This window comes from Phycisphaerales bacterium, from assembly GCA_016716475.1.
Taxonomy (GTDB): domain Bacteria; phylum Planctomycetota; class Phycisphaerae; order UBA1845; family Fen-1342; genus JADJWG01.
This window is the reverse complement of sequence record JADJWG010000004.1, coordinates 962,134-986,248: the sequence shown is the minus strand read 5'-3', so window position 1 is coordinate 986,248 and position 24,115 is coordinate 962,134. Positions and strand designations below refer to the sequence as shown.

General features: G+C 63.9%; 22 protein-coding genes and 1 tRNA gene. 7 read left to right on the top strand and 16 right to left on the bottom strand.

Going from position 1 to position 24,115, the window contains the following annotated elements; translation table 11 throughout:
• The 4 genes from IPM18_18055 to IPM18_18040 all read left to right on the top strand — a co-directional run.
• Positions 1-774, top strand: a 774-nt coding sequence (locus IPM18_18055) for a 1-deoxy-D-xylulose-5-phosphate reductoisomerase (GenBank protein MBK9121487.1), incomplete at its 5' end; no start/stop codon positions are given.
• On the top strand, positions 759-3,041 hold the full coding sequence (locus IPM18_18050) for a site-2 protease family protein (protein MBK9121486.1): 2,283 nt from the start codon (positions 759-761) through the stop codon (positions 3,039-3,041). The genes IPM18_18055 and IPM18_18050, both read left to right, overlap by 16 nt.
• 212 nt (positions 3,042-3,253) lie before the next feature.
• Complete coding sequence (gene aqpZ, locus IPM18_18045) at positions 3,254-3,991, top strand: aquaporin Z (protein ID MBK9121485.1); 738 nt, start codon at positions 3,254-3,256, stop codon at positions 3,989-3,991.
• 389 nt (positions 3,992-4,380) lie between these two features.
• Positions 4,381-5,364 (top strand): PEP-CTERM sorting domain-containing protein, encoded by a 984-nt coding sequence (locus tag IPM18_18040; GenBank protein ID MBK9121484.1) that lies wholly within the window; start codon positions 4,381-4,383, stop codon positions 5,362-5,364.
• A 374-nt stretch (positions 5,365-5,738) separates the two neighbouring features.
• On the opposite strand, the gene queD is transcribed toward IPM18_18040, so the two are convergent.
• Both queD and IPM18_18030 read right to left on the bottom strand, forming a co-directional pair.
• Entirely contained in the window at positions 5,739-6,095 is a 357-nt protein-coding gene (queD, locus tag IPM18_18035) for a 6-carboxytetrahydropterin synthase QueD (GenBank protein MBK9121483.1), read from the bottom strand.
• 54 nt (positions 6,096-6,149) lie between these two features.
• Positions 6,150-6,809 (bottom strand): radical SAM protein, encoded by a 660-nt coding sequence (locus IPM18_18030; protein ID MBK9121482.1) that lies wholly within the window; start codon positions 6,807-6,809, stop codon positions 6,150-6,152.
• A 281-nt stretch (positions 6,810-7,090) separates the two neighbouring features.
• Here IPM18_18030 and IPM18_18025 point away from each other — a divergent pair.
• Positions 7,091-7,164, top strand: a tRNA-Val gene (locus IPM18_18025).
• Here the strand turns inward: IPM18_18025 and IPM18_18020 are convergent.
• The 14 genes from IPM18_18020 to IPM18_17955 all read right to left on the bottom strand — a co-directional run bounded on the left by IPM18_18020 (position 7,124) and on the right by IPM18_17955 (position 19,959).
• On the bottom strand, positions 7,124-7,990 hold the full coding sequence (locus IPM18_18020; GenBank protein ID MBK9121481.1) for a tyrosine-type recombinase/integrase: 867 nt from the start codon (positions 7,988-7,990) through the stop codon (positions 7,124-7,126). The genes IPM18_18025 and IPM18_18020 overlap by 41 nt on opposite strands.
• A 452-nt stretch (positions 7,991-8,442) precedes the next feature.
• Positions 8,443-8,655: a helix-turn-helix transcriptional regulator gene (locus IPM18_18015; GenBank protein MBK9121480.1), complete on the bottom strand. Its 213-nt coding sequence runs from the start codon at positions 8,653-8,655 to the stop codon at positions 8,443-8,445.
• Positions 8,656-8,788: 133 nt separating this feature from the next.
• Complete coding sequence (locus IPM18_18010; GenBank protein ID MBK9121479.1) at positions 8,789-10,264, bottom strand: DUF3987 domain-containing protein; 1,476 nt, start codon at positions 10,262-10,264, stop codon at positions 8,789-8,791.
• Positions 10,261-11,355 (bottom strand): hypothetical protein, encoded by a 1,095-nt coding sequence (locus tag IPM18_18005; protein ID MBK9121478.1) that lies wholly within the window; start codon positions 11,353-11,355, stop codon positions 10,261-10,263. The genes IPM18_18010 and IPM18_18005 overlap by 4 nt, the downstream gene beginning before the upstream one ends.
• Positions 11,345-11,593, bottom strand: coding sequence for a helix-turn-helix domain-containing protein (locus tag IPM18_18000; GenBank protein ID MBK9121477.1), 249 nt, complete (start codon positions 11,591-11,593; stop codon positions 11,345-11,347). Before IPM18_18000 ends, IPM18_18005 begins: the two co-directional genes overlap by 11 nt.
• Positions 11,594-11,919: 326 nt before the next feature.
• Positions 11,920-13,773, bottom strand: a complete 1,854-nt coding sequence (locus tag IPM18_17995; protein MBK9121476.1) for a Mu-like prophage major head subunit gpT family protein — start codon at positions 13,771-13,773, stop codon at positions 11,920-11,922.
• A 2-nt stretch (positions 13,774-13,775) separates the two neighbouring features.
• The gene (locus IPM18_17990) at positions 13,776-14,414 is read right to left on the bottom strand and encodes a hypothetical protein (protein MBK9121475.1); all 639 of its coding nucleotides are present in this window, start codon (positions 14,412-14,414) and stop codon (positions 13,776-13,778) included.
• Positions 14,415-15,133: 719 nt separating this feature from the next.
• Complete coding sequence (locus IPM18_17985; GenBank protein MBK9121474.1) at positions 15,134-15,319, bottom strand: hypothetical protein; 186 nt, start codon at positions 15,317-15,319, stop codon at positions 15,134-15,136.
• A 21-nt stretch (positions 15,320-15,340) separates the two neighbouring features.
• Positions 15,341-15,643 (bottom strand): type II toxin-antitoxin system prevent-host-death family antitoxin, encoded by a 303-nt coding sequence (locus IPM18_17980; GenBank protein MBK9121473.1) that lies wholly within the window; start codon positions 15,641-15,643, stop codon positions 15,341-15,343.
• 526 nt (positions 15,644-16,169) lie between these two features.
• Entirely contained in the window at positions 16,170-16,445 is a 276-nt protein-coding gene (locus IPM18_17975; GenBank protein MBK9121472.1) for a hypothetical protein, read from the bottom strand.
• A 23-nt stretch (positions 16,446-16,468) separates the two neighbouring features.
• On the bottom strand, positions 16,469-16,690 hold the full coding sequence (locus IPM18_17970) for a hypothetical protein (protein ID MBK9121471.1): 222 nt from the start codon (positions 16,688-16,690) through the stop codon (positions 16,469-16,471).
• A 17-nt stretch (positions 16,691-16,707) separates the two neighbouring features.
• Positions 16,708-17,247, bottom strand: coding sequence for an SUMF1/EgtB/PvdO family nonheme iron enzyme (locus IPM18_17965; protein ID MBK9121470.1), 540 nt, complete (start codon positions 17,245-17,247; stop codon positions 16,708-16,710).
• A gap of 131 nt (positions 17,248-17,378) precedes the next feature.
• Positions 17,379-19,199 carry a hypothetical protein gene (locus tag IPM18_17960; protein ID MBK9121469.1) on the bottom strand — a complete coding sequence of 607 codons (1,821 nt, stop codon included), beginning with the start codon at positions 19,197-19,199 and terminating at the stop codon, positions 17,379-17,381.
• A 67-nt stretch (positions 19,200-19,266) separates the two neighbouring features.
• Positions 19,267-19,959, bottom strand: a complete 693-nt coding sequence (locus IPM18_17955; protein MBK9121468.1) for a TVP38/TMEM64 family protein — start codon at positions 19,957-19,959, stop codon at positions 19,267-19,269.
• Positions 19,960-21,071: 1,112 nt separating this feature from the next.
• Here IPM18_17955 and IPM18_17950 point away from each other — a divergent pair.
• A complete protein-coding gene (locus tag IPM18_17950; protein MBK9121467.1) occupies positions 21,072-21,515 on the top strand; it encodes a transcriptional repressor in 444 nt (147 codons plus the stop codon).
• A 205-nt stretch (positions 21,516-21,720) separates the two neighbouring features.
• A complete protein-coding gene (gene katG / locus IPM18_17945) occupies positions 21,721-23,955 on the top strand; it encodes a catalase/peroxidase HPI (GenBank protein MBK9121466.1) in 2,235 nt (744 codons plus the stop codon).
• The last annotated feature ends 160 nt before the right edge of the window (positions 23,956-24,115 follow it).

Sequence of the window (24,115 nt, the reverse complement as noted above, 5' to 3'; positions counted from 1 at the left end):
GTGGTGGCGGGGGCTTTGCTGATGCCGTTGGCGCGGGAACGCGGCGGCGCGCTGATCCCGGTGGACAGCGAGCATTCGGCCATCTTCCAGGCCCTCCACGCCGGCCACCGGGAAGACGTCTGCCGCATCCATCTGACCGCCTCGGGTGGGCCGTTCCGCCAGTGGCCCCGGGACCGGATGGCGACGGCGACACTGGCGGATGCACTCAACCACCCGACCTGGTCGATGGGGCCGAAGATCACGATCGACAGTGCCACCATGATGAATAAAGCACTGGAGATCATTGAAGCCCGCTGGCTGTTCGACCTGCCGGCCGAGCAGATCGACGTGCTGATTCATCCCGAATCTGTTGTACACTCCATGGTGGAGTTTCGTGATGGTTCGGTGATCGCACAACTCGGCACCCCGGACATGAAGACGCCGATCCAATATGCACTGACCTACCCTCGGCGGATCGCCGGTATCACGGCTCCGCTGGATTGGAGTAGCGCACGCACACTGCATTTCGAACCCCCGGACTTTGAGCGGTTTCGGGCGCTGCCGCTCGGCTACGAAGCCGCCCGCCGCGGTGGTAGTCTCGGAGCCGTCCTGAATGCGGCCAACGAAGCCGCCGTCGCGGCGTTTCGCGCTGCGCGCCTATCCTTTGGACAGATCGCGGAACTCGCCGCCGAGGTCATGACCCGGCACGCGTTCCTGCCCGAGCCCAACCTGGAAGAGCTGCTGGCTTGCGACGCATGGGCGCGGGCCGAGGTGGAGCGATGCATTCGGAATTGATCGGTGTGGCCGCCCTGCTTGGCATGACGGAGCAGATTACCGCGTGGCTCGAGGGCACTTTGCTCCTCGTGAAAGTGCTGATCGGCTTCTCGATCATCATCTTCGTCCACGAATTGGGGCACTTCCTCGCTGCCAAGTGGATGGGCGTCCGGGTGGACCGATTCGCGGTCGGGTTCTTCTACCGCATCTGCGGTTACCGGCGGGGAGAGGGGTTCACCTTCGGCCCGCGACCGAACTACCGACCGGATGACTTGGCGAAGAAGGGCTACGGCGAGACGGATTACTGTCTGAATGCCTTGCCGATCGGCGGTTACGTGAAAATGCTCGGCGAGGATGACATCATCATCAACGAGCAGACCGGTGAGGTCAAGCATACCGACGACCCGCGCGCCTTCACGAACAAGTCTGTCGAAGCCCGCATGCTCGTGGTCTCCGCGGGCGTGGTGTTCAACGTGGCGTTTGCCATTCTGCTGTATGCGCTGGTCTACCTGGCGGGCGGCCAGAAGGTCTGGGCGCCGGTTCTGGGCACGATCGAGCCGGGCAGCCCGGCCGGCCGGGCGGGATTGCTGCCCGGCGACAAGGTGCTCACGATCAACGGGACGAGGGTGCAGTCCTTCAATGACCTGCTGATCGAGTCCCTGCTGGGCGAAGGTCACGTGCGACTGACGATCGAGCGCGACGGCGCTGAATTCCCCGAGCCAATCGTCGTGCGGCGCGACAAGGATTTCGGCACGCTACCCACTGCACTGGGCTGGACCCCCTACCCCACGAACCAGATCACGCGCTTGGTCGACGCCAGCATGCCCCTGCCGGACCCGCTGCAACCGGGTGATAAGGTCGTGGCCGTCAATGGCCGGCCGATCGACGACCTGCTGGCCTATGTCTATGCCGATGCCATTCACAGCTCGCGCGGCCGGCCGTTGCTGTTGACGATCGAGCGCGCCCCGCCCGCGGGACAACCACCGCTCACCTTTGATTTCGAAATCACTCCACGCCTGCGCATGTCCGCCGGAGATACCGCCGAATCCGTGCTGCGAAAGCCCTCTCACCTGCTGGGGCTGGCCCCCTGCTCGTCGATCGATCGGGTGGTCCCCGGGATGCCGGCAGACGTCGCCGGCTTCCGGGAGGGCGACGTCATCCTCGAATGGGCGGGGACCCGCTTCCCCACGTTTCCGGAAATCGTGGCTGCCATTCATGCCAGTCCCAATGAAGCGCTTGACGTGATCGTGCTGCGCGACGGGCAGCGCGTGGCACTCACCGTCACGCCGACACAGCCGTTCTCGCTCGGCCGCACGGATCCCCCCAAGGTCGGCATCGAGTTCGGCCAGGCCCAGCAGGGTGTGATCGTGGCCGATATCGTGAGCGGCACACCGGCCGCGAGTCTCGGCCTGCCGCGCGGGTCCGAGATCCTGGCGGCGGATGGCGTCGCCCTGACCTCGTGGGCCGACCTGTACGAGGCCCTGCGCGCCGCATCCGGCCGCACAATTACGCTCGCCTATCGCAGTGGCCAGGACGAGGGCACAGTTCCTTTGGCCGTGCCGGCCAGTATCGTGAGCGAACTCGACCTGCCGCCGACAGCGCGCATTCGCAGCATCGCCGGCGAGGACCGCATTCGGCTGGACGAAGACCGCGTGTACCTGTTACCGCAGGAAGCGGCGGTGCGGGAGTTGCTGGCGCGGCATATCGGCGAAACGGTGGACGTGGAGTATCACCGCTCGACCAGTGACCGCACCTTGTACCGTGCGCAGTTCACGGTGCGGGCGGACAATGTTGATCCTTGGCAGTTTCGCGCATCGTACGATGTCAACACGCTGCTGCCGTTCGAGTTCCTGACCACACGCGTCCATGCCAACGGCAACCCGCTGGTCGCTATCGCCATGGCCGGGGAGCAGACGGTGCGCGTACTGGAGCGTACGTACCGCAGTCTGCAGGCGTTGATCTTCCAGTCCGGGAACGTCAGTACGCGTGACGTGGCCGGCCCGGTGGGCATCATGCGGCATGCGGTGCGCATCGCGCAGGATGGCTACGCCGACCTGTTGTTCTTCCTCGCTTTTATTTCTATCAATCTGGCCGTCATCAACTTTCTGCCGCTGCCGGTCGTGGACGGCGGCCTGATGGTCTTTCTGCTGCTCGAGAAGATTCGCGGCAAGCCGCTGAATCTCAAGGTGCAGGTGATCACGACGCTGGCCGGCCTGGCGTTGATCGTGCTGGTGTTCCTGCTGGTCACGCTGCAGGACATCGTGAAGTGGCTTCAGGGCGGATACTGAGCCCGGACCGCGAACCCGTAGCGGGCGGCCCGCATCCCAGGGCGCTGGTGCCGCAACCGGCCCAACGGGTATAATCCGCCCCAGCGGTGCGGCTGAGGAGCTGCGCCCCAACCACGTCTCTGTTTGCGATCTCGCAAAACAATGGGCACTTCGGCAGAACGCAAGCGGCCTCCTTCATGCGACGACCACGTACTCGATAGGAGATCGGTGCAATGTCACAGGGTAAACGGCTGGTAGCGGAATTCCTCGGGACGTTCTGGCTGGTGTTCGGCGGCTGCGGCAGTGCCGTGCTCGCGGCGAAGTTTCTTGCGCAGGAAGGTGCCACCCCCCTCAACCTGGGGATCGGGCTGGTGGGAGTCTCGCTGGCGTTCGGCCTGACTGTGCTCACCATGGCCTATGCCATCGGGCACATCTCGGGCTGCCACCTCAACCCGGCCGTGTCGGTGGGACTGCTCTTCGGGGGACGTTTCTCCGCGAAGGATCTGCCCGGCTACGTCATCGCACAATTACTCGGGGCGGTCGCGGCGGCGGGTGTGCTCTATGTGATTGCCAGCGGACAGCCGAGCTTCGTCATCCACCCTGATTCCGCGGGCGCCTTCGCCACCAACGGCTACGCGGAGCGCTCCCCGGGCGGGTACAACCTGTGGGCGTGTCTTGTCGCCGAGGTTGTGCTGACGTACTTCTTCCTCCTCGTCATCCTGGGATCGACGGACAAGCGGGCGCCGGCCGGCTTTGCGCCGCTGGCGATCGGCCTCGCCCTGACGCTGATCCACCTGATCAGCATCCCGGTCACGAATACCTCGGTGAACCCGGCCCGCAGCACGGGGCCGGCCCTCTTCGTCGGAGTAGCCGCGTTGAATCAGCTCTGGCTGTTCTGGGTCGCGCCGCTGGTGGGAGCCGCCCTGGCAGGCATTACCTATCGCTTGCTGGCACCAGCGGACGAGCGCTAGACCGGGTGCTGGAAGCAACGTGTGGTGGACTGCGGCGCCTGAAGCGTCCACTTCCGGAGTCGCCGCGCCGACGGCAAGTGTGAAGCGAGGGCACCCGAGAATCTGATGCCTCCCCGACATGGTGCTCGCATCATCCGGCACAACAGTGGCGAGGGCAGTGCAACACGTGTTGGTGCACTTGTGATTCAAGCTGTTTCATTGCTGTAGTAATAAGTGTTTCGCTGCCCCTGGCCTGTAACTCGCGCGCCCCCAATCCGCAGGGCCCGATGCCGCCGTCATGCACCTATTGATCTGCTCGTGAAGTTACTGCTTGCATCGCGTGTATTCGGCGCCGCATAATGGGTTGGGGACCATTCGTTCCTCGTCCCACCCTGAGGAGAGAAGAAGCCATGTCGGCGCGAAATCTTTGGATCATCAGCACATGCGCTCTCGGCCTGACGACCGGCGCGCTTGCGGACCCATTCTACCTGCTCGTGACCCAATCCCCTCCGGGGCCTGCCAACACAAATCCGGCGACCTGGGGCGGCGTGCTGCTGTATGACGTGGCCGGAAGCGGCGGCGCAGCCACACCGCGCGCGGGAATCTCTCCGGCGGAGTTAAGCGATCCGTGCGGACTGGCGCACAATGCGGCCGGCGAGATCTTCGTCAGCAATCGACACGGGAACAACAACCCGGGGTCGCTTTCTCGCTTCACATTCGAGCCGCTCACGGGTGCCTTTACCGCAACCGGCGTCATCAGCGGGAACGGCCTCTACGGTGTGCATGAGGCGGCCTTCAATCCGGTCGACGGCGAATTGTTCGCCGCTAATGCGGCTGGCGCGGTGTCACGCTTCACCTTCGATACCGAGGGGCAGGCACTGCCCCAGGGCACGATTGGCGCAGGCACCATGCGCGGCGTGGCCGTCTCGGTCACCGGCGATCGCCTCTACGTCAGCAAGGCCGGCAACACAATCGAGCGCTTCGATCTGAATAGCGGCCTGCCGCTGCCAACCATCCAAGTCCCCGGCGCTTCGTCGCTGCATTTCATGGCGTGGGGGCCGGAAGGCGATCTGTATGTCGCGGATTATTACGCATCGGCCGTGTTCCGTTACACGTTTGACGCGAATCAGGAACCGACGCTGCATTCGATGATCGGTGGCTTGACCGGCGCGCTAGACGTCGCCTTCAGTCCCGACGGAACCGAGATGTTCGTCGCCGGACACGGGAACGGCATCATCCACCGCCTGGGCTACGACGGTGTCACCGACGGCTGGATTCCGCAGAGCCAACTGCATACGGGGGTCTCGCTCGGCGGGCTGCTGGTTGTTGTGCCCGAACCCGCCACTGTTGTACTGGTGTTTGCGCTCGCTATAGCAGCAGCACGCCGTCGCTGAGCCGGATGGCGCGAGCACCGGTGCTACCGGTGCCCGGCTGAGCCCGCGGGGAGGGGTCCAGCGCGCGGTTCTGGGGATAAGATCGAACGCCCCGTTCGCGCTGGACCACCCCGACATTCGCGGGCCCGCACGGCGGCGGGAGACACTCCTCACAGAGCAGTGGCACGCATGTTCCTCTGGGCACTGCGAGGTACAGACAGGACCACCCGCCCGGTTTGGAGTGCGCTGCCCGCGAACCCACGTCGACTCAACAAGAAAGGGACGGAATCACTGTCAGGCGCTCGCAAGGGCGGGGGGTTCCACGCAGTCCTAATCTAACCCATTGCCACCCCGATTTTGCAGCCAGCCGCCAACGGATGCCCAGCGGCGACGTGCTATGTGCCCCGATACACGCAGGCACTTGTGCAAGTCTCGAAAACCGTCACCGCCGCGAGTTGCGGCAGCGCCGGCCGCAGCGCATCCCAGATGTACCGGGCGAGATTCTCCGCCGTCGGGTTCTCCAGCCCAGGAATCTCGTTCAGGCAGTAGTGATCAAGCCGCTGCTGCACCGGCTCGCAGGCCGCTTTGATTTCGCCGTAATCGATCAGGTAGCCGCGCTCCGCGGGGACCGTGCCCGCCACACGCACCTCCACCCGGAAGCTGTGCCCGTGCAGGCGGCGGCACTTGTGCCCCACCGGAAACGTCGGAAGGGCGTGGGCCGCTTCGAACGTGAACGATTTCGTCAACTCCACGTGCACGGGCGACTCCTGCTGCGGCCGGCGCGGCGAACCCAGCGGCGGTGCATCCTACACGCCGCGCGTCTCCGGCGGCCAGATGTATTTGTGCAGTTGCAGCCCCAGCCGTACGTCCAGCCGGTCGGCGAGGACCCAGTCGGTGAGGGTCAGCGGTTCGAGTCGCCCATGTACAGGCGCGAACAGCACCGGGCATTTCGCCGTCAGACCGTGCGTGTGAACCACGTCGCGCGCCCATTCGTAATCCGCACGGTCTGCGAGCACGAACTTCAACTCATCGCGGGGTGTGAGCAGTGCGATGTTCGGCCAGCAGTTGCGCGCTGCCTCGCCGCTGCCGGGACACTTGATGTCAAGGATGCGGATCACGCGTGGATCCACCTGTGCGATGGAGACCGCGCCGCTGGTTTCAAGGAGCACGGTCGGGTACTCCTCGCAGAGTTGCGTGAGCAGGGGAAAAACGGCTGGTTGCAGCAACGGTTCCCCACCGGTGACCTCAACCACCGGGCAGCCGAATTCTCGCACCCGTGCACGGATCGCGTCGAGTGACATCCAGCCGCCCTCGTAGAAGGCGTAGGCAGTGTCACACCAGGTGCACCGCAGGTGGCAGCCGGTGAGCCGTATAAAGACGCAGCGCAGGCCGGCACGGGTACCCTCGCCCTGGACCGAATGGAAGATCTCGTTGATCCGCAGCCGCGGCGGTCCGTCGCGCTTCATACTGATCCGTTCGGCATCACACTAATGTACTATGCAACTCCGCGGGTCACGTTCCGCGGCGGGGTGGGGAATTATAGAGGCGGCCAGACCCCGGCCGGCGGCGAGTGCCGCCCGCATTCGGCTGGGGTAACACGACCCGTCGGAGCGGAGCAATTCTGCATAAGCTGTTGCAGTCGCTTATTAGGGAGTGGCGGTCGGTCGAGCGGCAGCGCGGATCAAACCTTGACGGGAGCCGGCGAGTGTGGTTTGATACAAAAGTAGTCGGAGAGCCGGCTGCGGCCGGGCGTTTAGCTCAGTTGGCTAGAGCGCATCCTTCACACGGATGAGGTCACAGGTTCAAGTCCTGTAACGCCCAACCCCTTATTTTGCAAAGACTTACGATCGCTTGCAAACCCTTGCAGGGAAGCGCAGAACGCGGATTCTGATTCTTCCCCTTCTTCCTCCTGCATCTGTTTGCAAGCCCTCGCGTCAGTCTGCTGCACCGCATTTTGCAGCGCGCCCGGCTGCTCAGATTGTCCCGGTGTCTCAACCGCGGCCCCGAAGTGCGCATCCGTGACTTGCAGGTAATGCCGAGCAGCCACCAGCGTACTATTTCCGATCCAGGCCGCAGCCACATGCACCGGGAACCGCTCGGCTAGTTCTGTCTCACGGCTAGAACGAAGGTTCTGAAACAGCTTCGCCCACGGTGTAAGCCCCGCCCGCTTGATGATCTTCAGGAACGTCGTGCGGAGGTTCTGTGTTGCCTCCCGGTAGCGTGTCACAACGTGCACCGTCCCCGGCTCCGCCAGTTCGTGCAAGTCTTCAAGGATCGGCAACAACTCCGGGAACAAGGGCACCAGCCGGAATGCCTTGCCCGCATGGTGCTCCGTTTTGGGTGAGTGCACCATCATCTTGCTCGCTGCGAAGTCGATATCTTCCCACTTCAGCGCCAGTACCTCAGACGGGCACCGGAGCCCCCCAAACCGCGTCAGGGCCACGATTGCCCGCCATTGGGTGTCCGGGCATGCCTCCAGCAGCTTGACTGTCTCTGCGGGCGTTACGAAGCGGTCCTTAGTCCTGTTCGCAATCACGCCCCCGGAAAGGTCCGCAAATGGATTCACGCTCACGAGTCGTTTCCGTAGGGCAGCCCGGAAAAGTTGCTTCCCAATCTGCACGGTCTTTCGGGCTGTTGCCTCAGCCAGCCCCCCACCATCCGGCTTCCGGAGCCACCGGGCAAAGTCGTCACACTCTCCGGGATGGATCGTCCCCAGCTTTCGATCCTCGCCGAAGAATGTCACCAGCTTTGCCCGCGCCCGCTTGTACGTCGTGCAGGTTGAGTTCTTCGTGTCCGTGCGGCTCCCGATGTAGGAGTCGATGAACGATGCGAGCAGGGCAGATTCCCTATCTGGGACCAGCCCTACCGCCACCAGGCGAGCATAGAAGGGGTCATCCAGGGCGAGCAGCCATTCCGCGGTACCTTGCTCGGGTGTATGTCCGGTCCGCTTTGATGCGAGCAGCCGTTCAACGTGCAACTTGACGCTGAGGGCTTCCCGGCGATGCACACGCCCCAACCTGATCGTTCGGCGCTTCCCGTCTACCGGGCCGATGAATTGCACCGCTTTCAGGCCACCATGGTTACTGATGCTCGCCATAGCTACGGACCTCCTCTCCGCCGCCCGCGCTTCCGTCGCAACATGATCTTGTAGCCCAGGTAGTTCGCGACCCGCTCCGCATGCTCAATCTTGAGTGCGGAAATCCCGTTTACGAAACGAGACAGGCAGCTTTCAGGTACGCCTGTATCTTGCGCAATACGATACCTTGCGATTCCGCAAGTTTTGATAAGCTCTTTAAGGTCCTCGTAGACCATGGCACCATCCTATCGCCCCCCTTGCTAGTCCGCAATGATATTCCGGCCCTTCCCGCTCCCTGCTCGGAAATCCGATTTTCATCACATACTGCGCGCCGACGTAACCGAAACCCCGCGCCACGATAGCGCCGACCTAGGTTTCGTCGGCGCCCTGAGCCGCTTCAAGCTGAAACCGCTCGGCTGGACGCCCTCCGGCGGGTCCGATCGGCGCGTACTTGAACCGCCCAAATCCGGCCGCTTCCAACTGTTCCAGGGCCTCCCTTGCCGCCTCAGCATCGCCGCCGAACCGCCTTAGTCCACGCGCTAAATCACGGGCTGTGACCGACCCGCCGCGGGCCTCGATCCAGCTTGCAAGGTGACGCTGTTCCCGCTCCTCGTCACCCTCGTTGAGCAGCCCATAGACCCTGCGCGTTTCGCGGGCGAACCAGTCCACAATTTTGATTGCACGGTCGATGGAGTCACGGCCGATGCTCCGTGCGGCCTGCCCACCGGCTGCTACGGTGATGCACTCAAAGATGAGGGCGAGCCGAACGGACATCCCCTGCAACTTGGCCATGTGTGCACGAATGTCGTCATCGGATTCATCGGCAATCATGCGTTCGTGGGCATCGTGCCACGACACCCAGGCCATTTTCGCCCACTCGTCGATGGGCAGGCAGCGCGGCCGGGGGTCGCCGTCTTCATCAACGCCCGGAGGCAAATTGAGCAGGGTCTGTAACAGCGTCTTCCACGCGGCCATGACGGCATCGGGTACGCCCGCATCACGATACAAAGACGGCTTCTCAGGGGGCCAGCAGAGCAGCACGCGCGCGAGCAGCCCCGCTTCACGTTCAGCAGCGCCAAACACCCGGCGCAAGGTGCCGGGCTGGATGGTGCCGCAGATGGAGACGGCGCCGCGCTCCACGAAGGTACTGCCTCCTCCCTTGCGGTCAACCGAGTGTGGCGCCGCATCGTAGAAGGACAGCCAGCCCTCAGCATCGGCCCCCTTGCCGCCACGGTATTGATCGAACGATTTCACCCACCCGGCGAGCTCGTCACGAACAACGAGCAGGCCAAGGGGGTTGTCGTTGAGCAGCGCCGCCAACTTTTCAATCGTGACGTCGGACACCAGCACCCTTTTTTCGCGCGGTTCCGGGGGCCGGACCGGCGGGTCGGTCGTCTCGTTCTTCTGTTTTGATTTCCAGGTGGCGAGCTGTACGGCGTACCGCTCAGTTTCTACCTCATGCCGCTCGATTTCGTCGGCATACGTCTTTCGGTTTGCCTTGAAGATTTCCACCAGGGGACGGGTGCAGATTTTCAGAACGGGGCTTTTTGTGGTTCCGGACCGGCCCACCAGCGCCGCCCACACAATCGCGGGTTCAACCCAACTAGAATGAACAAGTCCGGCCGCCCGATTGCCAATGCATCCCGCGGCCGTCGTCAGCGCGGCCAAGGCAGAAAACGCAGGGTCCGTACCGGTTGCGTCAGCGACCGCGTGCACGAAGGTCTGCATCGGCTCCGGTAGTGCCTCAGCAGGGAAGGGTTGCCAAGCAATTGCCGGGGTCAGCGGGGGGTCATTTTCTGCCGATGCGAGCAGCATTGCGTTTGCAATGTCGGATGTTCTAGTCATGCGCGCACCCCCTTCCGGCGCGCGACCGCTCGCACGGCCGATGCAAACGACACCTTGACCTCCGACATGGACATGCCGCAGGCGCGGCCGCCGCCGAGCACAAGCTGGTACACTGCGCCCTCCGGCATGCCATGTCCGAGCAGCGTGCAGGCCGTTGAAAAGCACGCGGCGTTACGGGCACCCTCAGTAGTGCGACCCTCCAGGAAAGCACGCCCGCGACCGTCCAGGAAAGCTAACGGCCCCCGTCGGTCCCGTGGCAGATATGGTGCGCTATTGAGCCAGTCAAACTTCTTTCTCGACCGCGGGCGCGCTCGCGGGGTCCGGGCGCGGGCCTCAAAGACCCACTTGTGCCAGTAGTAGGCGTCGGCACGGGGCACAGCCCGAAGCGTGACATTGGGTTCACCATCTAGAACGTCAACCAGCAGGCCGCCGCCCCGCTCGGCGTAGACCCCGGCCCCGGGCAGTGTGAGCGGCCAGCCGTATGCCGGTCGCTCTACGGAGCGCGGGAACAACTCCACCGCCCCGGGCTGGCCGAGCTCGGCGACCCCTTTCGCGGTGGAGAAAGCGTGCGGGAATGGGCCGTCGGCAGCATCTTGGTGTGATACCCGCATCGCCGCGGCCGCGATGGCAGCCAGGCCAACGACAGCATCGGCCAACGGTGTTGGGTCAGGCAGCAGTAGCCATACATGCCTACCCTTCCCTCCTCTGCTAGTGGCCGTCAGTAGGCCGCCCCCCAGCCCGGCGTACTCGGCCTGCTCGGCCAGACACCGAGCAGCGTGACGCGGGTCCAGTAGGCCACCTTCCCCATGGCCATCGGCCGCGTCAACATCGACGGCAATCCACCGCGCCCGGCCATCGGCGTCCGGGCAGTATGCGCCGAGCGCGACGGCCGGGACGCGCTCTTTCCACACTTTGTCACCCGACGCTACAAATTGCAGCATGGCGGGTCTACCTGCAACATGCAGTGCGACTAGCTCGCGCCGCGCCTTCTCGTCGTCGGGCAGAATGATCCTCCCCGGCCGTCCATCGGCGCGGATCGCGGTTGCGGACTTGGCACCACCCAGAAGGGCGAGCAATGTATCAACTAACATGTTGCACCCCCTGTCCGCGCTGCTGAACCCACGCGCTAAGTGCAGCGGGGTCAAAACGCACGAGCTGGCCGATTTTGATGTAGGGCAGCCCATGCCGGGCGCGCCAGTCCGCAACAGTGCGGGCCGATACGCTCAGCAACTTAGCAGCACCACGGGTATCAACCAGCAGCGGGCCGGGCGAATCGGGGGATTCAGACTTGACAGTAACAGCACCAGTCGTATACTTGTTTCTTACCATCTTTTGCCTTTCGCGAACGCCCGGTTGCCTGCCGGGCGTCTGCATTTCTCAGGGCCGTCATCAGCTTCCTCCTTCGTGCGAAGCACCCGGACAACCTGCCCGGGAATCTGATCGCGTGCCACATTCCTTCCGTAGCACACCAGGAGCGCCACCGGCACCGTGCCAGCAGCTTCCAGATTCAAGCCCCGGCCGCGCGGGTAGCGTGGGCGCACCACACCGAGCCCGGTGTGATGCTTGATTTCCCGCGCGACCGGGAAGTACTAAGGTCGGTGGCGCCGAGTATGCTCGTGGTCACACCCAGCGCCACCTGGGGGCAGGGAGAACAATCAGTTTTCGCCCTTCATGTAGACGGCCGCCGCGGGGTCGGCCAAGGCGCAGCCGAAGCGGATGGTCCCGCGAAGCCCGATGCCGAGTTGGTCGATGGGCAGATCGACAATTTCAACCTGGGGCTCCTCGGCGCCATCGACGAAGGCCATCAGCACCGGGCTGGCGTCGGTCGGGCCGAACAGCAGCCAGTGCTTGGCGCTCGCACCCGTGAAGGTCTCGTTGCTCAGTCGCGGGTCAACAGCGAGCTCGGCCGACTTGTACCACGCATTGCCCACCGGGGCCGTCGCGCTGGTCTCGTCAGCGAAATTGTTGACTTCGACGGAAGTTAAGATGCGCCGCCCGATCGCCTCCAGCGCGGGCGGTACCAGTAGCGTTCGGGGTTCGACGTCGATCGGCCGCCCGTCGGCGTCGGTCATGCCCCGCAGCAGCGCCACCGCCGCCCCGAATGAGTCGATCGAGAGCGGCGTATCGGTGCCACTGTCATAATTGCCATTTCCCGATGTGAAGTGTGAGCCCACACCACTGAGCACGGTACGAATGAAAGCATCCGCCACCGCCCGGGCGCCAGCGCGACCAACGGCCGTCGCCGCATCCGCCAGCACCCCGGCGTCGTCGTTCTTGATGATTTGCTCGTCAATCACCAAGACCTTGCCGAGTAACTCAGCTTTCACCGAGAACGGCTGCTCGCCCGCCTGCGCGTGCTTCAGTTCGCCGCCGGGGGGCAGCACGTCGAAGTCGCCAGCGACGTTGAGGCGGATGAACGAGTTGTCCTTGTAGTTGGTGACGGGCACCACCCTGCAGCAGCGCCGCCACGCAGAAGGGGCCGCCTGGTAGGCCGCAAGCGCCAACTTGTGCGCCGCGTTGCCCAGGGCAACCGGCATGCTCAACGTCGAGAAAGCCGCCTTCAACATCTCGCCGCGGCCGCGGGGAACGGTCTGATGCTCCAGCGTCAGCGCCGCCGCCGCAAGATCGTGCAGCGAACCAACCCGGAGATCGTCGGCAGCTTCCATCGTGGCAGCACCGTACGCCCGCTCGCCGACGTCGGCACGGCCGCAGTACTTCAGCAGGGCCGCAGCCAGAACGTCGCCCTTCTGCGCCGGACTGTGCCCGCGCGTTGTGGTAGTGCCACTCACGTTCGGGCGTGCCGCCCGAACGTGGGCCAGCAGTCGGCGCGAAAGCTCGCGCTCGTCAATCTCGCCAGCCAGCGCCGCCGCGCGGATTTCGTCGCACCCCTGGACGCCTTTGCAGATCGCCTCGATGTGCGCGACCCGCTCGCGCTCGACCACCAAGGCCGCATCAACTTCGGTAGTAGTCTCTTGCATGTGTTGCACCTCCTGTGCATAGCTCGCCGCAATCGTTGCCGCGGCTTCATCATCCGCGCCGATTGCGACCAACGAGACTTCCTGTAGAACGCCGGACCGCGCCACCGTGAGCGGTCCCCTTTGCGCGCGACCGTTCACAATCACGGATGCACCAGCCGCCACGAATTCGGATCGGTCAACGCGCACGCCCACCGAAGCGGACCACTGAAACCCGCCCGCGGCGTGATTCAACACCTTCTGAACATTTTCATCGTCGCGGGCGGTGAGGGTCGCAGCTACTTCAACGCTCTTGTCCCCGATCACCGCCCGCCCCTGCCCCACCGGTTTCGATCCGTCATGATCTAGCAGGATGGTGAGCGGATCGCGGGCCTTGAGCCCGGCAAGGTCAATGACAACAGGGGAGTACCAGCCCGGCACGCGCAGCGCGCCGCCGCCGTAGACCAGTGCCGCCACCTTGGGCAGCTTCTTTGGATCACCGGCGCGGGCCTCAACATCGACGGGGGCGGTAGTAATAAGTTGCAGATTCTTCATGGTCAGTCCCCCGCGCCGAAGTCATACTGCGCACCGAGTTCGTCGCGATGATTCTCATACGCGCGCTTCACCGCCGCCAGTTGAAGTTGGTTCATTTTGCCAACATCAAACTCGTTCGCAGCCGCCCACGTCTCGAAGGCGCCCGGCACCGGCTCGGTGCGCTCAACCTGCCACATGTTCTGCCCTTCCGGGCGCCGGAGCACCCACGGGTAGTCCAGCAACTCGCCAGCGAGCACCTTCCCGGCGCTCTTGGCCAGCGCCTCGCGGGCAGCAATCTGCTGACAGGTCACCCATCGCGTAAACAGCAACGCAGTTTCATCGGGTGTCAAGTGCTCGACATCGCGAGCACCTAGACGCGGCTCGTTCGCGGTCATCACCCACTTGAGCGCCACCGCCATGCACTCAGTAGCAGCTGCGTTTGTCGGCACGTCCCGAGCGGCTGGCGCGGTGTACTGAACAAACTTTGCCAGCGCCTGCGCCCACTCAGGCGGGAGCACTGAATCGCGAAGCACCTCGGAAACTGTTCGTCCCGCTTTCACGGCCGCCTCTTTGAAGCCCTCCATGATTTCCTCATCTAGCCGGAAATTGGCATGCTGTTTTCTCGTCATATCTGTATCTCCTTCTGTGCGCCACCAGTGCATACAGAATCGTACGCGATATTTTGGGCGAGTCAAGCAGAATATCTCCCGCAACCTGTGCCACCCGACCGCTTGCTACACGAAATGTCAGCACCCCTGCCCCGGGTGCCCCGGGCGTGCTCAACCCGGGGCACCCCGACCGTCTACCGCTCTGGTTGCCGGAGTCTGGCCAGCAGCAGCCCCACCGGGGGCCACCCCGCGCTCGTGTGTGAGCGCAAATAGCTCACACCTACCAGTCGAAAGTTCCCGCCCATGGTCAGACAAACGCACGAACACACGTTCCCGCCGGTTGCCAGCCCCTCGCTTGAAGATCAGGTAGGTTGAGCCGTTCTTCATCAACGGCCGGAGCGCCTGGTTGGGCTGCCTCAGTCGCCAGCCATGGGCGGATGCGGTGGCGAGCACGCGCAGAACAACGTCACGGAGCCAGTCAGCATGACGAGCGCGTCGGCCGTAACCCGCGGGAACCGGGGGCAGACCAGAAAATTCATCCAGCAGTAACATCGTGGGTTTCCTCCACATGCAGGCATGGCGCCGCCCGTCGGCTCATCCGCTCTTGCGAAGCGGCGGGGCCTTACGGCTGGTCCCCGGCGAGCGGCGCCGTGCCTGGTCGCGCTTTTCGCGCGCATGGAGTCGGGTTTGGATTGTGACGCAAGATTCATGAGGGCTGCCACCCTACCGGTTGGTCGGGCAGGGGGTCAAGGTGCCGCCCTGAATTACATATCCTAGACGGGCAGGAAAACCCGTGCGAGCCGAGCTACGGTCTTTTCCTTCAAGTCCTCATTTTGAGGACTTGAACGCCGATCCCCACCATGCTGTTCCTTCAGCCGGTTGTAGCGCCGCCCACGCAGCAGCGCCGCCTGGTTCGGCGTCAGGTTGCGCCGCCCCGCCCAACTGCCCCGGGCGGTCAATCCGCAGAATGCCCCGAAAGATCAAAGTGACACTTCGGGGGGCGAGTCCACCGCCGCCACACTCGCCCCGGGCGCCAGCAGTTCCGTCAGGTCGGCGCGGTCCATGACGGATGCAATCCACGCATCCAAGGCGCTTTGCGTGAACGGTGGCACCCTATCCCGGAAGCGCGCTTGCAGCGCTTCGCACCAGACCGCCGCATCCGCGGGCAGTAGGGCCGCTACCGGCGCACCGTCCCTGGTGATGGTGATGGTCTCCCCGCGTTCAACGCGCTCAAGCACCGCCGCGGTGCCCATCCGGAGGGCTGTCACAGAAATTTCATTCATCTCTAGGTATTCCTTGCTGTAAAGAAAGTGTGTTACCATCGGTTGGTGCTCCGAGTGGGGTGTTTCCGCCCAACCAAAAGGAAGGACCCGTGAACCACCCCCACCCGTGCGCGCACGGCCAGCGACCCGCCCGGCGAGCAGTGGAAGAACATCGGGGGCGCCGACGAAACCCCCCTCTGCGGGAGCGTGTGCGCCGACGAAACCTAGGTCGGCGCTATCGTGGCGCGGGGTTTCGGTTACGTCGGCGCTCATAGACGTTTGAAATCTAGCCCTCAAGGTCTTTCACCTCCGCAGCGCCCACCAGCGCCACGATACCGGCCCGTACCGCTGCCGGGAGTCTGGGCCATGCCTGTACTACTAGCAGTAACCCGGAATCACCGAGTGCACCGCTTTTTGCAGCGCGCCCATCAGGAATTGACGTATTAGCCTTGACGTGTGTAAACGGTTCGAGTCCTGTAACGCCCAATCCCCTGATATGTCAACACTTGCGCACGTGCGACTACCTGCGTCCGCGGGGCTTTGTCGCTCAGAAGTTGCTATCAGCCCGGACCTGCTCCCCAAGAACCGTTCTAGGTGATATGAGAGTCGCTGAGCCGTCGGCGTCGTAGCCCAGCGACTTGTTCGGGCTTCCCGGTGGGCAGGTATCGGCGTCGTTGATCGTGAGGATCTGGTTGAGCGCATTGGTGCAGTAGTATTCCGGCGAGAAGCCCGCCAGCGGCTGGGTCGCCTGGCGGCGATTCCCGATCGGGTCGTAGGCGAAGCCGTGGTCGTTCGCGCTCACGTGGTTGGTCGCCGGGTACACGGCCGCGTGGTACTCCGCACTCGTCAGCTCCCCGCGGTCATTATACCCGTAGGCCTCGTAGAACGAAGGGGAATACCCGTCGCCGCTGCGCTGGTGGTGCGTACGCTGGGCGCGCGGGCGTTGAAGCCGTACTCGTGCTTGGAGACGGTCACAGGGTTGGCCCCGCCGCTGTCGTACCACGTGTTCGTGACGGCGTTCACGAGGTCGCGGTCGGCTTCGTAGGCCCAGACGGTCTCGAAGCGCATCGTCGAGCCGCCGGCACCTATTCCGGCACCAGCACGCAGCGGAAACCGGCGTTCCACCCCTTTCTGTCCTTGTCCATGAACCCCGCCCGATTGCGCACCGTAAGGAAGTCGCTGCGGTGCGTGTTCCAGTCGGCCCCAACCAGCGTCAGCGACCCCGTGTTGTAGCGTTCGCTCAGGTACTCCGACACATTGCCGCGCAGGTCGTAAATCCCCAGGCGGTTAACCTCCCCGCTGCCCACCGGCAGGGCCGTGTCCAAATGCGTACCGCCGCGCCCGCCCGCGGGTGTCACCGACCCCTCCAGCGGAGCATCCGCGACGTACTGCAAGTATTGGGCGTAGGTCGGCAGCCCATAAACGTACCCCTCCGGCAAGGTGCCCCGCCCGCGCTCGAACTCCGTCAGCCGCGCGCAGAATTCGAGCGCCTCGTCGCCGGTGACATTGGCGACCGGGCAGCGTGAGCACGGCCGCGGCATGGGGTTCGAGCCCATTACGAGTTCGTATTGCTCCTGCGTGGTCTCGTAGCGCGAGACGTAGTAGCCGGTGGAAAGCCGGATCATCTCCATCCCGGCCGCATTCGTGAACGATTGGCCCGGCACAGCTTGGACCGATTGTCCACACCCTGCAGCAAGGCATAGTACGCCGCCCACAGCAGCGAGCAACAACACGTGCCCTTTATATTGACAGCTTCTCACATCTGATATCCTGGGTTGAACGGATCCCAATGCCAACGCCAGACGGGCCCGTAGCCGCGTCGCTTGGGTTGAGGCGCTGGCTTCGCAGGCAGCGGCTGTGGCTGTGGTTTCGCCTCATCAGGCGGGACGCGCGGCTTGGTCGGCGGCGATGTCTGGGGTGCCGGGCAGTCGTCCTCCTCCTCGTCCTCGGGCTCGTCCTCCGGACAGCAGGTGCAGTGCTCTTTCTGTGTTTCTGTGTGTGCGTTGTCACCGTGGTCTCGCACCGCTCTGGCATACGTTTCAGCAATAGCCAGGCACCGCTTGAGTTGAATATACCGATCATACGGCATTGGATCGTAGCTTAGCCACCCATATTTGAGGTGGCATGCAGCCCGCATGTCGGTACGGAATTCCTCGTCGCATTCGGCCTGCGTCATTCCGCAATCTGCATAGCAGCGGTCGTGGGAGTTACACGATTCGGTGAAGTCGGCTCCGCCCGTTGGGTTATTGGGAACTACATACTGAGAGTACTTCGCTCCACAGCCATTGACCGATGGCTCTTTGCCCTCTATGGGGCATGGCTTCTGGCCCGGGGGACAGTCAATGCCTTTCAAGCCATATGGATCAATGACCCGATACGGTGAGTTGCCAACGAAACCATAAAGGGTGGCGCCTCCGGCCTCCTCAATCGGATCCCGGTTCACCCACCGTCCGTACCCGGGGTGGTAGTACCGTTCACCCCAGTAGCCCAGGCCACTCTCGTCATCCCAGGCCTTGGTGCTGAATCGGAACTTGTTCGTCAGCGCGTATGCCCCGCTGTGGGTGCGAACCTGTCCGTACGGCGTGTAGTCGTATCGCGCCTGACGCACGCCGCTACCCCAGGTGGTCGGCGCGAGGTCGACCACGTCCGTGACGTTGCCGTGGGCGTCGAAGGCGTACACGTACTCGGCGGTGCCGCCGACGGTGGCATCGTCGACGGCCAGCAGGCCGCCGATCCCACCGGCCGCATCGCCCGGCCGGCCGCCGCGCTGGCCCGCGAGGTCGAGGCCCCACCAGAACGTCCGCAGGGGGGCATTGCTCGCCAGCCCGTCGAGCTCGGCGATCAGCAGCCAGCCGTCCCACACGTACCGCGTCCGCGCGACCGGCGACCCGCCCCACGCCGAGCCGTTGTGCTCATAGACCGACTTCTGGACGCGCCGGTTGCGGTAGTCGTAGACGAACACCGCCTTCTTGTCGCCGTTGCCGGGACTGGCCGGCGCGACCTCGATCAGCCGGTTCTCGCCGTCGTACACCAGCGCCAAATCGCCGTCCGCGGTCATGTTCCCGTCGGCGTCGTAGGTGAACGACCGGTTCGGGCTTCCCGGTGGGCAGGTATCGGCGTCGTCGATCGTGAGGATCTGGTTGAGCGCATTGGTGCAGTAGTATTCCGGCGAGAAGCCCGCCAAGGCCTGCGTCGCCTGGCGGCGATTCCCGATCGGGTCGTAGTCGAAGCCGTGGTCGCTCGCGCTCACGTGGTTCGTCGCCGGGTACACGGCCGCGTGGTACTCCGCACTCGTCAGTTCCCCGCGGTCATTATACCCGTAGGCCTCGTAGAAGGAAGGGGAAACCCCGTCGCCGCTGCGCTGGTGGTGCGTGCGCTGGGCGCGGGCGTTGAAGCCGTATTCGTGCTTGGAGACGGTCACCGGGTTCGAGCCGCCGCCATCGTACCACGTGTTCGTGACGGCGTTCACGAGGTCGCGGTCGGCCTCGTAGGCCCAGGCGGTCTCGAAGCGGGTGGTCGAGCCGCCAGCATCTTTTTTCGGCTCTGAGCTGCGCGCAGTATCCCGCGAGACCAGCACCGCACCGCATTGCGAGCACCGCCCAGCCGGACGCCCCTGCTAGTCACATACCCGCACGCTTGGCGTTCTACCGGCTCCCCGGTCGCCCTGCCCGCGCCCGACGTCGCGAACGCAGTCGCGGGACCCACACCAGGTAAACACACCAAAGGCCGGCCGGCACCAGCGTCAATACCAGCAGCAGTCTCGAGGATGTGCCCGCCGCGTGTCCGGCCCACGCCAGCAGGAAGCCCATCGGAATCGACCCCATCGCAAGCGCCGCCAAGAATCGTCCCAGGCGCATCCGCGCGAGGCCCGCCATGAAGGTCAGGACCTCGGGAGCCACAGGCATGGCACGTGAGGCGATAATCCCACCGACCCCCCACGTGTTGAAGAACGTCTGCAGGTCGGCAATCTCCTCGTCACTGGCCAGCAACCTCGCGGCTCGACGCCCGGCCAGTCGCGCCAAGCCATACGCCACCAGTCCCGCCAGCATCAACCCCACCGTCCCGATCAAACCACCCCAGAACATGCCGTAGACGAGCCCCACGGTCGCAATCACCGGCGGGGCCGGAATCGGCAGAAACAGATCACCCACCAGCAAGAAAATCGCGATCGCCCATGCGTAGGGCCGTGCGGAGGCGACTCGCGCCGCGAACTCAGACGACTCGAAGTACGCATCCAGCGGCTCGTGCCAGAGGAAATACGGCACGAGGATCAGGCCGACGATGCCCGCCACAATGAGAAACAGCTTCAGATGCAGGGATGGCGTCAAGCTCTTCACGGGCAACCTGACCGTCGGCGCTCCGCTGGCTGCCGTTCTACGCGCACAGGTTGCCATCCTTCGCTCACCGACCAGCCGGGATGGAGGTGGCTCTGTTCGTGCTCCACTGTCCCCATACGTACAAGTGTACCACTGCTCTGTGAGTAGATTCTTCCGACGCCGGGCGGGCATTCAGATATAGGGGGGCCACGGCGAGCGGTACGTGCGATCTGCCTTCCCAGAACCGTGCGCTGGACCCCTCGCAGTCCGACGGTTGCTCTTCAAGCCCATGTCGAACCGGGTTCGCGAGGACGTATTCTACCACGGACGGGATGGTCTGCTCGCAGAAGATGTTGTGATCGCAAACGCCGCCGTGCTGCCAGAAGCGGAACACCGTCCGCGGCGGGTTATCCGCCGTCAGGTGAATCAGCCCATCGCACTGGCAGCGCCAAGTCAAGAACGCCTTGGCCGCGGTCGCGACGGGCCGCTTGAGGGCCAACAGTAATCCGGCGCATCTCGTACTGCGCCCGGCGCGGGCACGGCAGCAGGTGCAAGTGCTCGGGGATGTTGACATAGGACCACAGCGCCGGATCGAGCTCCCGCCGAACCATCTCCAGCGCGTCGATGATCCAGCGCCGTGTCCGGTCGCGCGACAGAACGCGACAGATGCGGCAATTGGCGGAAACATGGGTATGTGAGGGAGTGCATGCCCCGACTCGTTCCGGGCGATGCGGGTTTTTTGAATCGCGCTGGTCACGCCGGTAACGTACTGCAAGGGTCGTGCAGGGACCCAGTGCACTGCTCACAGGGCAAGTGGCTCACGGCACCCTCCCCCGGCCCCTCCCTGGGAGGGAGGGGGGTTTACGGATAGGGAGTGGGGCAGCTCACCCAAGTCTGTGGACACCCTGCCCGAAGAGCAGTGGGACACCGACGAGCGGTTTTACACAGTCGCCCAAGGGAGGGTGACACGACGCGCGCGAAGCCGTTTCGCCCACACGAGGGGAGACGCGACGCGCGAGAGGTGTGCCCATGCCACACCACCGGCCACAAGGCGACCTGGGAGTACCGATCATTCGTGCCGTGGACCTTGACCAGCTCTTGACACGTTCTAACATTTGATCTAAGAAACGGACATGCCGAGCGATCCAGCCATCTTACTCCGCGAACGCGGCATCCAAGTTACAGCCCAGCGCCTGGCCGTGCTGAGAGCGGTTGCGGGTCGCCCCCACGGCACGGCAGACGCCATCGCCGAGGATGTGCGTGCCAATATCGGAGCCATCTCGCGCCAGGCGGTTTACGACACGCTCGGCCTCCTGGTTGAGAAGGGCCTCATCCGGCGCATCCAACCGGCCGGTTCGCCGGCCCGCTACGAAGATCGGGTCGGGGATCATCACCACCACATGATCTGCCGCACCTGCGGGAAAACGGTCGACGTCGACTGCGCCATTAGTGGCGCCCTGCATCTGAACGACGAAGTCCGCGCAGGTTTCCGGATCGATGAGGCAGAAGTGATCTATTGGGGCGTCTGCCCGGGTTGTCTCAGCGCGAGGCCCGGCGCGGATGATGGAGCGAAGTGACCGAACGAGCTGCGAAGCTCAGATACAAGCCGTCCGCTTGAACACGAGGAGAATCCACATGACAGATGAAACAGTCCCAGTCCATTCCCCACCGCAGATGGGAAGCGTATGTCGAACCCAGATACGGCAAGCCCGAAGAACCACACCTCTCAGGAAGCTTGCCATGGCACTCGGTGTGTGGGCGACTTTCCATGGAGGTATCGCGATGGCTCAATCCACACCCGAGAAACAGGCCGAGAACGGCGGCAAGTGCCCCGTGACGGGTGCACATTCCGAAGCCGGTCGATACACCGCCGCGCGGACCATGTCGCTACAGGACTGGTGGCCGAATCAGTTGGACCTCCAGATGCTGCATCAGAATTCGGCACTCAGCAATCCGATGGGCGCGGAATTCAATTACGCCGAGGAGTTCAAGAAGCTCGATCTCGCGGCCCTGAAGCGGGATCTCCGCGAGTTGATGACGGATTCCCAGGATTGGTGGCCGGCCGACTACGGGCATTACGGGCCGCTGTTCATTCGCATGGCCTGGCACAGCGCGGGAACGTATCGCGTGTCCGACGGCCGCGGCGGCGCCTCCGATGGCACCCAGCGCTTCGCCCCGCTCAACAGTTGGCCGGACAATGCCAACCTCGACAAGGCGCGCCGGTTGCTATGGCCGATCAAGCAGAAGTACGGCCGCCAGATTTCCTGGGCCGACTTGATGATTCTGACGGGCAACGTGGCGCTCGAATCAATGGGCTTCAAGACCCTCGGATTCGCCGGTGGGCGCGAAGACGTCTGGGAGCCCCAGACCGATGTGTACTGGGGGCCTGAGACAGAGTGGCTCGGCGACAAGCGTTACAGCGGGGATCGTGAGCTTGAGAATCCCCTTGCGGCCGTACAGATGGGCCTGATCTACGTGAACCCGGAAGGCCCGAACGGCAACCCCGATCCCCTGCTCTCGGCCCGCGATGTTCGCGAAACCTTCGCGCGGATGGCGATGAATGACGAAGAGACAGTCGCACTCATCGCCGGTGGGCACACCTTCGGCAAATGTCACGGCGCCGGGGATGCGGCCCTCGTCGGGCCGGAACCCGAAGCTGCCCCCATCGAGCAGCAGAACCTTGGCTGGATCAGCAGTTATGGCAGTGGCAAAGCCGGCGACACGATCACCAGTGGTATCGAAGGCGCCTGGAAACCAAACCCGACCACGTGGGACATGGGCTATCTCAAGGTGCTGTTCAAGTACGAGTGGGAACTCGTCAAGAGCCCGGCTGGCGCCCATCAGTGGCTGGCCAAGGACGTGGCCGAAGAGAACATGGTGGTGGACGCCCACGATCCGTCCAAGAAGCACCGGCCGATGATGACCACTGCGGATCTGGCGCTGAAGTTCGACCCGAACTATGAGCGCATTGCACGACGTTACCTCGAAAACCCGGAGGAGTTCGCGGATGCCTTCGCCCGCGCATGGTTCAAATTGACCCACCGCGACATGGGCCCGCGCTCCCGTTACCTGGGACCGGAGGTTCCGGAAGAGGTCATGATCTGGCAGGATCCCGTTCCCCAGGTCGATCACAAGTTGATCGGGGACGAAGAGATCGCGGTCCTCAAGAGCAGGATTCTTGACTCCGGCTTGTCCGTTTCACAACTGGTTTCGACCGCCTGGGCATCCGCATCAACTTTCCGCGGCTCCGACAAGCGCGGCGGTGCCAACGGAGCCCGTATTCGCTTTGCGCCACAGAAGGATTGGGAAGTCAATCAGCCGGCCCAGCTTGCAGAAGTGCTCCGCACGTTGGAGAAAATCCAGCAGGACTTCAACAGTGCGCAGACCGGCGACAAGAAGGTCTCACTCGCGGATCTGATCGTCCTGGGCGGCTGTGCGGCCGTCGAACAGGCGGCGAAGCGCGCCGGGCATGAGGTGCGGGTTCCGTTCTCGCCGGGCCGCACCGATGCGTCGAAGGAGCTGACCGACGCGAGTTCCTTTGCAGTACTCGAACCGACCGCAGACGGTTTCCGCAATTACCTCAGAGCAGGGCATGGGCGGCCGGCGGAGGAACTGCTCGTGGATCGGGCGCAGTTGCTGACGCTGACCGCACCTGAAATGGCGGTACTCGTCGGAGGGTTGCGGGTTCTGGGGGCGAACTTGGGCGCTTCCCCGCACGGGGTGTTCACCAAGCGCCCAGAGACCCTCAGCAACGACTTCTTCGTGAACCTCCTGGACATGGGCACGGAGTGGCGACCGGCGGAGGGGAAACCGGGCGTTTTCGAGGGGCTGGATCGTGCCACCGGTGCGGTCAAGTGGACGGGTACACGGGTTGACCTGATTTTCGGTTCGCACTCCCAATTGCGCGCGATCGCGGAGGTCTATGCCAGTACCGATGGACAGCAGAAGTTCGTCCGGGACTTCGCGGCGGCGTGGAATAAGGTGATGAATCTCGATCGTTTTGACTTGGCAAACTGATCCGTTCTCACCCATTTCACCATGGGTGCGGCGGCAGGCGATTGCTGCGAACGGGTATACCATTGCCCGTTCGCAGCACCGGCTGCACCTCGCGGCAGCATCAACACACTTGATCTGGGCGTCCACGCCAGGGCTGGGCAACGCGACGCGTGGGGCGAAA

What these genes read in the sequence shown, in the direction of transcription:
- IPM18_18050 (MBK9121486.1), top strand. Translation starts at nt 759, where the DNA reads ATGCATTCGGAATTGATCGGTGTGGCCGCCCTGCTTGGCATGACGGAG.
- IPM18_17995 (MBK9121476.1), bottom strand. Translation starts at nt 13,773, where the DNA reads ATGAAGAATCTGCAACTTATTACTACCGCCCCCGTCGATGTTGAGGCC.
- IPM18_17980 (MBK9121473.1), bottom strand. Translation starts at nt 15,643, where the DNA reads ATGAATGAAATTTCTGTGACAGCCCTCCGGATGGGCACCGCGGCGGTG.
- IPM18_17970 (MBK9121471.1), bottom strand. Translation starts at nt 16,690, where the DNA reads ATGCGCTTCGAGACCGTCTGGGCCTACGAAGCCGACCGCGACCTCGTG.
- IPM18_18000 (MBK9121477.1), bottom strand. Translation starts at nt 11,593, where the DNA reads ATGGTAAGAAACAAGTATACGACTGGTGCTGTTACTGTCAAGTCTGAA.
- katG (MBK9121466.1), top strand. Translation starts at nt 21,721, where the DNA reads ATGGCTCAATCCACACCCGAGAAACAGGCCGAGAACGGCGGCAAGTGC.
- IPM18_18010 (MBK9121479.1), bottom strand. Translation starts at nt 10,264, where the DNA reads ATGACTAGAACATCCGACATTGCAAACGCAATGCTGCTCGCATCGGCA.
- IPM18_18040 (MBK9121484.1), top strand. Translation starts at nt 4,381, where the DNA reads ATGTCGGCGCGAAATCTTTGGATCATCAGCACATGCGCTCTCGGCCTG.
- IPM18_17950 (MBK9121467.1), top strand. Translation starts at nt 21,072, where the DNA reads ATGCCGAGCGATCCAGCCATCTTACTCCGCGAACGCGGCATCCAAGTT.
- IPM18_17965 (MBK9121470.1), bottom strand. Translation starts at nt 17,247, where the DNA reads ATGATCCGGCTTTCCACCGGCTACTACGTCTCGCGCTACGAGACCACG.
- aqpZ (MBK9121485.1), top strand. Translation starts at nt 3,254, where the DNA reads ATGTCACAGGGTAAACGGCTGGTAGCGGAATTCCTCGGGACGTTCTGG.
- IPM18_18005 (MBK9121478.1), bottom strand. Translation starts at nt 11,355, where the DNA reads ATGTTAGTTGATACATTGCTCGCCCTTCTGGGTGGTGCCAAGTCCGCA.
- IPM18_18030 (MBK9121482.1), bottom strand. Translation starts at nt 6,809, where the DNA reads ATGAAGCGCGACGGACCGCCGCGGCTGCGGATCAACGAGATCTTCCAT.
- IPM18_17990 (MBK9121475.1), bottom strand. Translation starts at nt 14,414, where the DNA reads ATGCACTGGTGGCGCACAGAAGGAGATACAGATATGACGAGAAAACAG.
- IPM18_18015 (MBK9121480.1), bottom strand. Translation starts at nt 8,655, where the DNA reads ATGGTCTACGAGGACCTTAAAGAGCTTATCAAAACTTGCGGAATCGCA.